An 11,669-nucleotide genomic window follows, 5' to 3' on the forward strand; every position below is an offset into this window, starting at 1 on the left:
TTTATGAGACTTACACCCGTTCTATTGTTGTTCTGCCTTGCCCTGCTGCCGACCTTCGGCCACGCAGCCGAGAAGACCGTGTACGGCCTGAACGAGTACGCCCACTTGAATGACCTCGACCTCGAGGTTGCGGCCAAGCTCGATACCGGCGCCAAGACAGCCTCGCTGAGTGCCCGTGATATCAAGCGTTTCAAGCGCAACGGCGAGAGCTGGGTGCGCTTCTACCTGGCCATCGATAGCGCTCACTCGCACCCGATCGAGCGGCCACTGGCCCGGGTCAGCAAGATCAAGCGGCGTGCCGGTGATTACAATGCCGACGAAGGCAAGGCCTACACTGCCCGCCCGGTTATCGAATTGAACATTTGCATGGGCCGAGCCCTGCGCACCATCGAAGTCAACCTTACCGATCGCAGCACGTTCCAGTTCCCGCTGCTGATCGGCTCCGAGGCCTTGAAAGACTTCGACGCGCTGGTCGACCCCAGCCTCAAATACGCGGCCGGCAAACCTGCCTGTGCCACCGACGCTCCCAAAGCAGAGTAATCCCGATGCGCTCTCTCACCCTTCACCTCAAAGTCCTCATCACCGTGCTGGTGTTGCTGGGCGTGGCGGTCACGGCCTATCAGATCTTCTTCCTCGGCATCCCGATGACCGAAGACGAAACCGACGACTTGTGGAACATCGACGCCAAGGTCGAGTTCGTCGCCAGTGCCAAGGATCCAGTCAAGGTGCAGATGTTCGTGCCGCCGCTGAGCCGCGATTACGTCAGCCTCAACGAGAGCTTCATCTCCAACAACTACGGCGTCAGCGTCAACCGCGCCGATGGCAACCGCAAGGTGACCTGGTCGGCGCGCCGCGCCAATGGCAATCAGACCCTGTACTACCGCCTGGTGCTGACCAAGCGCTACAGCAACGAGAAGATCGCCATCAAAGGCCCGACCTTCCGTGACAGCAAAGCTGTCGAGGGGCCTGAGAAGATTGCTGCCGAAGCGTTGATGGCGCCGATTCGCCAGCACTCGGCCGACGTCGAAACCTTTGTCGGCGAGACCATCAAGCGGGTCAACAACCTCAACGACGACAACGTCAAGCTGCTGTTGGCCGGCGACACCTCGGCCATGAACAAGGCCAAGGTCATCGACCTGCTGCTGTCCATCGCCCACGTACCGATGGAAAAGGTCCACACCATTCGCCTGATTGCCGACACCCCGCAATCGCCTGAACTGTGGCTGCGCAGCTTCAACGGCAACGACTGGCTGTACTTCAACCCGGACACCGGCGAGCAAGGCCTGCCCAGCGATCGCCTGCTGTGGTGGACCGGCGATGACAACCTGATCACCGTCGATGGCGGCAAGAAGGCCAACGTCACCTTCAGCATGAACAACAGCGAGATGAATGCCATCCGCCTGGCCAAGCTGACCGACGAAAACACCGACGCCGACTTCCTCGAATACTCGCTGTACAGCCTGCCGCTGCAAACCCAGCAGACGTTCATGATCATGGTCATGATCCCGATTGGCGTGCTGGTGATCCTGGTGCTGCGCAACCTGATCGGCCTCCAGACCCTGGGTACCTTTACCCCGGTGCTGATCGCCCTGGCCTTCCGCGAGACTCAGCTGGGCTTCGGCATCATCCTGTTTACCGTGATTACCGCCCTGGGCCTGTCGTTGCGCTCATACCTTGAGCACCTCAAGTTGCAGATGCTGCCGCGGCTGTCGGTGGTGCTGACCTTTGTCGTGGTATTGATCGCTGCCATCAGCCTGTTCAGCCACAAGCTGGGCCTTGAGCGCGGCCTGTCGGTGGCGCTGTTCCCGATGGTGATTTTGACCATGACCATCGAACGCCTGTCGATCACCTGGGAAGAACGTGGCGGTGGCCATGCCATGAAAGTTGCCATCGGCACCCTGTTCGCCGCCTCGCTGGCGCACCTGCTGATGATGGTCCCGGAGCTGGTGTACTTCGTCTTCACCTTCCCTGCGGTGCTGTTGATTCTGGTGGGCTTCATGCTGGCGATGGGTCGCTACCGCGGCTACCGCCTGACCGAGCTGGTGCGCTTCAAGGCATTCCTGAAGAAGGCTGACGCCTGATGTTCGGACTGATCAAGACGTGGAAAGCCCTGGAGGCCCGGGGCATCATGGGTATCAATCGGCGCAACGCGGACTACGTCCTCAAGTACAACAAGCGCAACCTGTACCCGATCGTCGACGACAAGATCATCACCAAGGAACGCGCCATCGCGGCCGGCATCCATGTGCCGGAAATGTATGGCGTGATCGAGACCGAAAAGCAGATCGACAAGCTGCACGAGATCATCGGCGGGCGTAGCGACTTCGTCATCAAGCCCGCTCAGGGCGCGGGCGGTGACGGCATCCTGGTCATCGCCGACCGCTTCGAGGACCGCTACCGCACAGTGTCGGGCAAGATCATGAGCCACGAGGAAATCGAACACCAGGTGTCGAGCATCCTCACTGGCTTGTACTCGCTTGGCGGCCACCGTGACCGGGCGCTGATCGAGTACCGGGTAACGCCGGACCAGATCTTCAAGAGCATCAGCTATGAAGGTGTGCCTGACATCCGCATCATCGTCCTGATGGGCTACCCGGTGATGGCCATGCTGCGCCTGCCTACCCGCCAGTCGGGCGGTAAGGCCAACCTGCACCAGGGCGCCATCGGCGTCGGTGTCGACCTCGCCACCGGCGTCACCCTGCGCGGTACCTGGCTGAACAACATCATCAGCAAGCACCCGGACACCACCAACTCGGTAGACGGTGTACAGCTACCCAACTGGGACGGTTTCATGAAGCTCGCCGCCGGCTGCTACGAGCTGTGCGGGCTGGGTTACATCGGCGTCGACATGGTGCTGGATCAGGACAAGGGGCCATTGATTCTCGAGCTCAACGCCCGCCCGGGCCTGAATATCCAGATCGCCAACGACTGCGGCCTGACCCAGCGTACCCATGCCATCGAAGCGCATATCGAAGCGCTGGCCAAAGACGGCATCAGCGAAGATGCCGAGCAGCGCGTGCGGGTTGCGCAAAGCTTGTTTGGCCACGTCCCTTCGCACAACTGAGTAGTGCCTGCGCATGGGGCTGCGAGCAGCTCCACTGCGCTACCCAGGCTGCGGATGTCGCAGCCGGGACTAGGCCGCTCGGCATCAGCAGCCTACAATCGCCTCCTCGTTTTTTCAGCGCTGTTCATTCGCATGCCGACCTGTACGCTTCACCCCCTGCCCTATCAGGCCGACCCGGCCGTGTGGTTCGCTCGCCTGCGCCAGGCGCCGGGCGCGATCCTGCTGGACAGCGCCCGCCCCGGTGCTGAGCGCGGCCGCTACGATCTGCTCAGCGCCTGGCCAGTCGAGCAGCTGCAAATCCAAGCCGATGAAGATGGCCGGGCGTATCTGCAACGGCTGCGCGCCAACCTCAGCCGGCTAGGCCGCGCCGAGCTGCCGGACGACGTCGAACTGCCCTTCGCTGGCGGCCTGATCGGCTACCTCAGCTATGATTTTGGCCGCCGCCTCGAGCAGCTACCGAACCAGGCTCGCGACGACCTCGGCCTGGCTGACGCGCAACTGGGTTTGTACGCCTGGGCCTTGGTCAGCGATCACCTGCTGGGCACCAGCCAACTGGTGTTTCATCCAAGCCTTGCGCCAGGCGAGCAGCAGCTGCTGATCGCGCTGTTCAGCACCGCAGCCGAGGCTGCGCCCGGCACGTTCAGCCTGCTCGCGCCGATGCGCGGCGATCTGCAGCCCGACGACTATCGCCAGGCGTTTGATCGCGTGCAGCAGTACATCAAAGCCGGCGACTGCTACCAGATCAACCTGACCCAACGTTTTCGTGCGCCCTGCCAGGGTGACCCGTGGGCCGCTTATCAAGCGCTGCGCAAGGCTTGCCCTACGCCGTTCTCTGGCTACCAGCAGTTGGCAGATGGCAGTGCCCTGCTGAGCTTCTCGCCGGAACGGTTTGTGCGAGTGAGCCAGGGCGAAGTGGAAACCCGCCCGATCAAGGGCACCCGGCCGCGCTCCAGCGACCCGACGGAAGACGCACGCAACGCCGCCGAGCTGCTTGCCAGCAGCAAGGACCGCTCAGAGAATCTGATGATCGTCGACTTGCTGCGCAACGACCTGGGGCGCTCCTGCGAGACCGGCACGGTCAAGGTACCCGAGCTGTTCAGCCTGGAGAGCTACCCCAACGTGCACCACCTGGTCAGCAGCATCACTGGCCGCCTGGCCGCAGGCAAGGACTCGCTCGACCTGCTCGGCGATAGTTTCCCTGGCGGCTCGATCACTGGCGCACCGAAGATCCGCGCCATGCAGATCATCGACGAACTGGAACCCACCCGCCGCGCACTGTACTGCGGCTCGCTGCTGTACATCGATGTACGCGGCGAAATGGACAGCTCGATCGCCATTCGCAGCGTGCTGATCAAGGATGGTCAGGCCTGCTGCTGGGGCGGCGGCGCGGTGGTGGCAGACTCGCACTGGGAGGCGGAATACGAAGAATCGATCGCCAAGGTGCGGGTATTGTTGCAGACCCTGCAAAGGCTCTGAGCTGCGGCGCGGGGCATCACAAGCAGTCCGTCCTGCCAATTTTTGTTACCATTTGCCGACTACGAGCGCACAGCGCCATAAACCCGATGGAAACCGCCTGATGAGCCAAGCCTTCGACGTTGCCACCCTGGCTGCAAGTTACGCCAGCAAGTCCCCCCAGGACATTCTCAAACTCGCCTTCGAGCACTTTGGCGATGACCTGTGGATCTCTTTCAGCGGCGCCGAAGACGTGGTGCTGGTGGACATGGCCTGGAAGCTCAACAAGCAGGTCAAGGTGTTCAGCCTGGATACCGGTCGGCTGCACCCGGAGACCTACCGCTTTATCGATCAGGTCCGCGAGCAGTACAACCTGCCAATCGAAATCCTCAGCCCCGACCGGGCCAAGCTCGAGCCGCTGGTCAAAGAGAAAGGCCTGTTCAGTTTCTACAAGGACGGCCATGGCGAGTGCTGCGGGATTCGCAAGATCGAACCGCTGCGCCGCAAGCTGGCCACAGTCAGCGCCTGGGCCACTGGCCAGCGTCGCGACCAGAGCCCTGGCACCCGCAGCCAGGTTGCCGCACTGGAAATCGACACCGCGTTTTCAACGCCCGAGCACACCCTGTACAAGTTCAATCCGCTGGCGCAGATGAGCAGTGAAGAAGTGTGGGGTTATATCCGCATGCTCGAGCTGCCGTACAACAGCCTGCATGAGCGCGGCTTCATCAGCATTGGTTGCGAGCCGTGCACACGGCCGGTGCTGCCCAACCAGCATGAGCGCGAAGGCCGCTGGTGGTGGGAAGAGGCAACGCAGAAGGAGTGTGGGTTGCACGCGGGGAATATCATTTCCAAGGCGTAGTGCAGGGCGCCTGGATCGGGGCTGCTTGGCAGCCCCTGATAGCGCAGATCAATGCACCGGCAGCTCAACCCCGTTGAACAGCTCTTCAAGCTCTTGCTTGTTATGGCACTGAATCGCCTTGGCCATTACTTCACGGGTCAGGTGCGGGGCGAACTTCTCGATGAAGTCGCACATGAAGCCACGCAGGAAGGTCCCGCGGCGGAAACCGATCTTGGTCACGCTGGCTTCGAACAGCTCGCTGGCATCCAGTGCCACCAGGTCGCTGTCGAGCTTGGCATCGACCGCCATGCCAGCCACGATGCCCACACCCAACCCCAGGCGCACGTAAGTCTTGATCACGTCGGCATCGGCTGCGGTGAACACCACTTTCGGGGTGAGGCCGCGATGGTTGAACGCCTCGTCCAGCTTGGAGCGGCCAGTGAATCCAAACACGTAGGTCACGATCGGGTATTCGGCAACCGCTTCCAGGGTCAGCTTCGGCAGCTTGGCCAGCGGATGTCCCTGCGGCACCACCACACAGCGGTTCCACTTGTAGCAAGGCATCATGATCAGATCGCCGAACAGCTCCAGCGCCTCGGTGGCGATGGCGAAATCGACGGTACCGTCAGCGGCCATTTCAGCGATCTGCATCGGCGAGCCCTGGTGCATGTGCAGGGACACATCCGGATATTGCTTGATGAAGCTGCTGATCACCGGCGGGAGCGCGTAACGCGCCTGGGTGTGGGTCGTGGCGATCGACAGCGTGCCCTTTTTCTCGTTGGAGAATTCCTGAGCGATCTGCTTGATGCTTTCAACCTTGCGCAGGATCTCGCCAGCGGTGTTGATGATGCGCTCGCCGGCTGGAGTAACGCGGGTCAGGTGCTTGCCGCTGCGTGCAAAAACTTCGACGCCCAACTCATCCTCGAGCAGACGGATTTGCTTGCTGATCCCCGGCTGCGAGGTATACAGGCTCTGCGCTGTTGCGGAGACGTTGAGGTCGTGGTGCGCCACTTCCCAGATGTAGCGCAGTTGTTGAAGCTTCATAGGTTTCCCTCGGTTCTGCGGTAAGTCACCAGCAGCAGGCAGCGACGATATATAACTATATTAGTGGCTAATGTAATAAATCTAGAACTATTTTGTTACATGAGCAGGAAATGTCCTACGCCGCATTTCACAATTTCCTACGCCCCAGATGCTGGGCCAGAGGCACCATGTAGACCGGCACCGACGACAACTGCAACAGCCGCACCGCTGTGCGCCCGATGGGCACATCGACCCCTGCCCCGTGGGTATGGCTGCCGAAGATCAGCAGGTCAACGCTCAAGCGCTGGGCCTGCTCGAGAATGACCTGCGCAGGGTCGCCCTGGCGCACCCTTACCGCCTGGATCACCGCCAGATCGGCGTCCTCGCCGAGCTCCTCACGAAAACTGGCCAGCACCCTCTGCTCAATGTTGGCCATGACCGTGTTGACACCCTGACTGTGCAACTGATCCAGGGTTTGCTCATCCAGATAACTCTGTAGCAACGACTCGGCAAACTGGCCCATCGGCTCGACTGCATGAATCACATAAAGCTGCGCATTGAAGGTTCGCGCCAGCGCCAAGGCATGCTGCATGACAAACGGCGCATAAACCCCAAGGTCGGTGGCGTACAGCATGGAACGAATCATTCGGCCTCCTGCCCTGCCGCCAAGGCAGAGCAACTTCAGCTTAGCAGCGCCGCGCCCGGACGCCGTGCCATCCAGCTACGCCGCTGCCATAGTTGCCCGCGCATGCCGCTATCTTGTGGCACCAGCTGTCATCTGATTGCACTCGCACCCTTTATTACCTGGGCTCAGCCCATTGTCGCGACCCCTGTAACGCGCTAAGGTTCGGCCTCCCCGCTGCGAACAATCTGCTGCTGGGCCGCACGGGGATTGTTGGCGGCCGGCACCCGTGACCTGACGAGTAACACGATGGCTGATTTACCGATCGATGACCTAAACGTTGCCTCCAACGAGACCTTGATCACCCCTGATCAGCTCAAGAAGGAAATCCCTCTCAGCGCCAAGGCCCTGCAGACCGTTACTGCCGGCCGCGAAGTGGTGCGCAATATTCTCGACGGCAAGGACCACCGCCTGTTCGTGGTGATCGGCCCCTGCTCGATTCACGACATCAAAGCCGCCCACGAATACGCCGAACGCCTCAAGGTGCTCGCTGCTGAAGTCTCCGACACCTTGTACCTGGTGATGCGCGTGTACTTCGAGAAGCCGCGTACCACTGTCGGCTGGAAAGGCCTGATCAACGACCCGTACCTGGATGACTCGTTCAAGATCCAGGATGGTCTGCACATTGGCCGCAAGCTGCTGCTGGACCTCGCGGAAATGGGCCTGCCAACGGCTACCGAAGCGCTCGACCCGATCTCGCCGCAGTACCTGCAGGATTTGATCAGCTGGTCGGCGATCGGCGCACGCACCACCGAATCCCAGACCCACCGCGAAATGGCCTCGGGCCTGTCTTCGGCAGTCGGCTTCAAGAACGGCACCGATGGCGGCCTGACCGTGGCCATCAACGCCCTGCAGTCGGTCTCCAAGCCGCACCGCTTCCTTGGCATCAACCAGGAAGGCGGCGTGTCCATCGTCACCACCAAAGGCAACGCCTATGGTCACGTGGTGCTGCGTGGTGGCAATGGCAAGCCCAACTACGACTCGGTCAGCGTTGCGCTGTGCGAGCAGGATCTGGCCAAGGCCAAGATCAAGGCCAATATCATGGTCGACTGCAGCCACGCCAACTCCAACAAGGACCCGGCACTGCAGCCACTGGTCATGGAAAACGTCGCCAACCAGATCCTTGAGGGCAACCAGTCGATCATCGGCCTGATGGTCGAGAGCCACCTGAACTGGGGCTGCCAGTCAATTCCCAAAGACCTCGCCGACCTGCAGTACGGTGTTTCGGTGACCGACTCGTGCATTGACTGGAGCGCGACCGAGAAGGCAGTGCGCAGCATGCACAGCAAGCTCAAGGATGTGCTGCCGCAGCGTAAACGCGGCTGACGCCAGACAGCAAAACGCCGGGCATTGCCCGGCGTTTTTGTGTCCGCAGTCAGCGACTCAAGCCTTGCTCGAGTGGCGCTGCTGACGCTCCATGTAGCGCTCGACATACGAGCAGGACGGGATGACCGTATAGCCCATCTGTTCGGCATACTGCAGTGCCTGCTGGGTCAGCGCCGCTGCGATACCGCGACCGCGCAGGGCGTTGGGTACGAAGGTACGGTAGATATCCAGCGTTTGCTTACCCAGATCCATGTAGGTGAGGTAGGCACGATGACCGTCCACATTGGTCTCGAACTGATGACCGGCCTGGTCATGGTGGATGGTCAGCGCTTCGCTCATCACTACTCCTCGCAGGTCTCGTCGGCAGACCCATACCTTACCCGATTGATGTATCCGGCGGAGAAACTCTACGCCCCCTCATGCCCCCTTCGACCACAGGGTTCCCTGCACGTTCGGCATTTCTGGCACCTACAAATAGTAGGCGCCCGTGGCAGGATTGCTCAAGTTTTCAGCGCGCTTAGTCAGCGATGAGCAAACAGCGGTACACACCGCTGGCCCACTCACAAGAGCATCCGGATGATGTTCTGGTATGACGCTGAAAGACCGCTGAAGTCACCTTTAGTTCAACAAAAAAGTTCTGGTGCTACAAGTGCTTGCATGCGCCGGCGGCCATATTGGGGAAAACCCCGAGATGCGCCGCCAAGCCCCTATAAAGCGGCATTTTTTTCACAGTTCTTGCGCTCCGTCAGTTTACTTACTACAAGTAATGGGTACTATGTACGCCGGCCAGTTTCTCTTTTTTGAGAGATGGCTCTTTTGACTAGAAGATCCTTGAAGGGGAACACGATGAACAACGTTCTGAAATTCTCTGCTCTCGCCCTGGCCGCTGTTCTGGCTACCGGTTGCAGCAGCGTATCCAAAGAAACCGAAGCTCGCCTGACTGCTACCGAAGACGCAGCCGCTCGCGCTCAAGCCCGTGCCGATGAAGCCTACCGTAAGGCTGACGACGCTCTGGCTGCTGCTCAGAAGGCTCAGCAAACTGCTGACGAAGCCAATGAGCGCGCTCTGCGTATGCTGGACAAAGCCAGCCGCAAGTAATAATCCTCACGGATTGTTGTGAAGCCGACCCACTCGTGGGTCGGCTTTTTTATTGCCCAGGTTTTTCTGGGAAAACAAAAGTCTCAGGCAACAAAAAGGCCTGCACGCGGCAGGCCTTCGGGCAACGCACTGCGAGTTACTGCAGCTCTTCGGGAATGCTCGACACCATCGGTGCGCCAGCCTGCCCTGCCACCGGCACGGCAATTTCCACCGGCATGCCATCTTCGGCGGCGACAACATCGCGAACCATGTCCCAGTTCATGCGCAGGTTGTTGGCCAGGTCTTCGCGCTTGAGCAGGGCATTGATCACTGCGGTGTGCTTGTCGACCACCGACGGATTACCATGATCATCCAGCGGCGTGTGCGCTTCCAGATACACCTTGCCGGCACTAACACCAAACTTGTACGGCTCGTTGATGATGCGCACCGGGGTACCCACCGGAACCATCTTCGACAGCTCCAGCACATTGTTGTTGAACATGCGGAAGCAACCGTGGCTGGTGCGCATGCCAATGCCGAACTTCTTGTTGGAACCGTGGATCAGGTAACCCGGCACGCCCAGGGTGAACTTGAACGGCCCAAGCGGGTTATCCGGCCCGGCCGGCACCACGGTTGGCAGAATGTCGCCATCGGCGGCATGCTCGGCGCGGATCGAGGCCGGCGGCGTCCAGGTCGGGTTCGGCGTCTTGGCGGTGATCTTGGTGTTGGCGATCGGCGAGCCCCAGCCTTCGCGACCGATACCCAGCGGATAGGTATGCACCACGTTCTGCCCTTTCGGGTAGTAGTACAGGCGATATTCGGCCAGGTTGATCACCACCCCTTCACGGGGGCCAGGCGGCAGCACATAACGCGTAGGCAGGATGATCTCGGTGCCGGCACCCGGCAGCCACGGGTCGACACCCGGGTTGGCCGCGATCATCTCGAGGTAGCCGAGGTCGTTGGCGGTGCCGATGTCGGCGAAGGTGTCTTCGTACTTGGCTTTGATGGTCTGCACCTGACCAACGACGTCCTCACCAGGCGGCGGCAGTGGCAGTTCCAGCGCGCAGGCGGGGCCCGCTACCAGCAGGGCAGCCAGGGACAGGCGACGGGTGACGGCGGGAATGCGCGGCAACATCCGGAGAATCCTTCGAAGGTAGATCAAGACGGTCGATTGTACACCCGCCCCGGCGCAAGCGGGAGACGGGCAGTGGCTGCATACATTTCAGATGATGAAAGGCTGCTACGGTTCCACGCGGCCGTTCACAGCTGTGGCCAGACGGGACGAGTTCCGCGCCGCTGGGCATCGAGGATGGCCCGGCACAACGTACACAGGCGGTTATCGCGCTGGATCGAGCGCGGCACCACCGACCAGCGCGGCTGAGCCGGCAGTAAACCACCACAAAGGGTGCGGTCTACCGGCGCGCCCAACTCAAGTTGGCGAGCTACCAGATGCACGCGGACTTCCTGACACGCGAACAGGTCCAGCTGATCATCAGGCTCGATCAGTTGATAGGCATACAGGGACCAGGCAGGACGCGGCATCGGGGGGTCTCGAAACGGGGGGCGCAACATTATCCGAAAGCGGCCCCCGTTTAAAGCGTCACAGCAAGGGTTTTATCACCGGCCAGGCATTTTCCAGCAGACGCTCCTGCGCGGCCTGCGCCGGATGAATGCCATCTGCCTGCATCAGCTCAGGTACCCCGCCCACGCCTTCAAGAAAGAACGGCACCAACGGCACCTTTTTATCAGCACCCAACTCTTCGAACACCTGGGCAAAGGCCGTGGTGTAGCGCAGGCCGTAATTGGGCGGCAAGCGCATGCCCAACAGCACCACCTTGGCCCCGCTGGCCTGGGAGCGCTCGATCATCGACGCAAGATTTTGTTTCAATTGCGCTGGGGGCTGCCCACGCAGGCCATCGTTGCCGCCCAACTCGATGATCACCAGCTCTGGCTTGTGCGCTGCGAGCAGCGCTGGTAGCCGCGCCTGGCCGCCTGCGCTGGTATCGCCACTGATCGACGCATTGACCACTTTGGCATCATTGCCCTGGGCCTCGAGCCGCTGCTGCAACAGGGAAACCCAACCCTGGCGGGTATCCAGGCCAAAACCGGCACTGATACTATCGCCGACAACCAGCAGTGTCCCCGCCGTCGCGCTCTGAGCCAGGCAACACAAGGCCAGACCCGCACTCAACCACCACGCTCGCATT

The 11,669-nt window shown here is 60.9% G+C and carries 13 protein-coding genes; 7 read left to right on the forward strand and 6 right to left on the reverse strand.

What is annotated here, in order from left to right; all coding sequences use genetic code 11:
• Positions 1 to 3: 3 nt before the first annotated feature.
• The 5 genes from rloA (at position 4) to AC58X1_RS06750 (ending at position 5,375) form a co-directional block, all read left to right on the forward strand.
• Entirely contained in the window at positions 4 to 540 is a 537-nt protein-coding gene (rloA, locus tag AC58X1_RS06730) for a retropepsin-like aspartic peptidase RloA (RefSeq protein WP_101321022.1), read from the forward strand.
• A 5-nt stretch (positions 541 to 545) separates the two neighbouring features.
• Positions 546 to 2,081, forward strand: a complete 1,536-nt coding sequence (rloB, locus tag AC58X1_RS06735) for an osmotic stress tolerance membrane protein RloB (protein WP_101321024.1) — start codon at positions 546 to 548, stop codon at positions 2,079 to 2,081.
• Positions 2,081 to 3,064 (forward strand): alpha-L-glutamate ligase-like protein, encoded by a 984-nt coding sequence (locus tag AC58X1_RS06740; RefSeq protein WP_101321026.1) that lies wholly within the window; start codon positions 2,081 to 2,083, stop codon positions 3,062 to 3,064. The genes rloB and AC58X1_RS06740 overlap by 1 nt, the downstream gene beginning before the upstream one ends.
• Positions 3,065 to 3,196: 132 nt before the next feature.
• A complete protein-coding gene (gene pabB, locus AC58X1_RS06745) occupies positions 3,197 to 4,540 on the forward strand; it encodes an aminodeoxychorismate synthase component I (protein WP_497428562.1) in 1,344 nt (447 codons plus the stop codon).
• 100 nt (positions 4,541 to 4,640) lie between these two features.
• Positions 4,641 to 5,375: a phosphoadenylyl-sulfate reductase gene (locus tag AC58X1_RS06750; protein WP_101321028.1), complete on the forward strand. Its 735-nt coding sequence runs from the start codon at positions 4,641 to 4,643 to the stop codon at positions 5,373 to 5,375.
• A gap of 48 nt (positions 5,376 to 5,423) precedes the next feature.
• Here the strand turns inward: AC58X1_RS06750 and cysB are convergent, their stop codons facing one another.
• Positions 5,424 to 6,398 (reverse strand): HTH-type transcriptional regulator CysB, encoded by a 975-nt coding sequence (gene cysB, locus AC58X1_RS06755; protein WP_101321031.1) that lies wholly within the window; start codon positions 6,396 to 6,398, stop codon positions 5,424 to 5,426.
• A gap of 127 nt (positions 6,399 to 6,525) precedes the next feature.
• Positions 6,526 to 7,023, reverse strand: a complete 498-nt coding sequence (locus AC58X1_RS06760) for a universal stress protein (RefSeq protein WP_101321033.1) — start codon at positions 7,021 to 7,023, stop codon at positions 6,526 to 6,528.
• 285 nt (positions 7,024 to 7,308) lie between these two features.
• Between AC58X1_RS06760 and AC58X1_RS06765 the strand changes: the two genes are divergently transcribed.
• Positions 7,309 to 8,385, forward strand: a complete 1,077-nt coding sequence (locus AC58X1_RS06765) for a 3-deoxy-7-phosphoheptulonate synthase (protein WP_150569846.1) — start codon at positions 7,309 to 7,311, stop codon at positions 8,383 to 8,385.
• 57 nt (positions 8,386 to 8,442) lie between these two features.
• Here the strand turns inward: AC58X1_RS06765 and AC58X1_RS06770 are convergent, their stop codons facing one another.
• Positions 8,443 to 8,724, reverse strand: coding sequence for a GNAT family N-acetyltransferase (locus AC58X1_RS06770; protein WP_101321037.1), 282 nt, complete (start codon positions 8,722 to 8,724; stop codon positions 8,443 to 8,445).
• A 507-nt stretch (positions 8,725 to 9,231) separates the two neighbouring features.
• Here AC58X1_RS06770 and oprI point away from each other — a divergent pair.
• Positions 9,232 to 9,483, forward strand: a complete 252-nt coding sequence (oprI, locus tag AC58X1_RS06775; RefSeq protein ID WP_003259780.1) for an outer membrane lipoprotei OprI — start codon at positions 9,232 to 9,234, stop codon at positions 9,481 to 9,483.
• 136 nt (positions 9,484 to 9,619) lie between these two features.
• Here oprI and AC58X1_RS06780 read toward each other — a convergent pair whose 3' ends face one another.
• The 3 genes from AC58X1_RS06780 to AC58X1_RS06790 all read right to left on the reverse strand — a co-directional run bounded on the left by AC58X1_RS06780 (position 9,620) and on the right by AC58X1_RS06790 (position 11,668).
• The gene (locus tag AC58X1_RS06780) at positions 9,620 to 10,597 is read right to left on the reverse strand and encodes a L,D-transpeptidase family protein (protein ID WP_497428563.1); all 978 of its coding nucleotides are present in this window, start codon (positions 10,595 to 10,597) and stop codon (positions 9,620 to 9,622) included.
• Between the two features lie 125 nt (positions 10,598 to 10,722).
• Positions 10,723 to 11,004, reverse strand: coding sequence for a hypothetical protein (locus AC58X1_RS06785; protein WP_101321041.1), 282 nt, complete (start codon positions 11,002 to 11,004; stop codon positions 10,723 to 10,725).
• A gap of 58 nt (positions 11,005 to 11,062) precedes the next feature.
• Complete coding sequence (locus AC58X1_RS06790) at positions 11,063 to 11,668, reverse strand: arylesterase (RefSeq protein ID WP_178080780.1); 606 nt, start codon at positions 11,666 to 11,668, stop codon at positions 11,063 to 11,065.
• Between the last annotated feature and the right edge of the window lies 1 nt (position 11,669).

It is taken from the genome of Pseudomonas sp. PGPR N4, assembly GCF_059693665.1.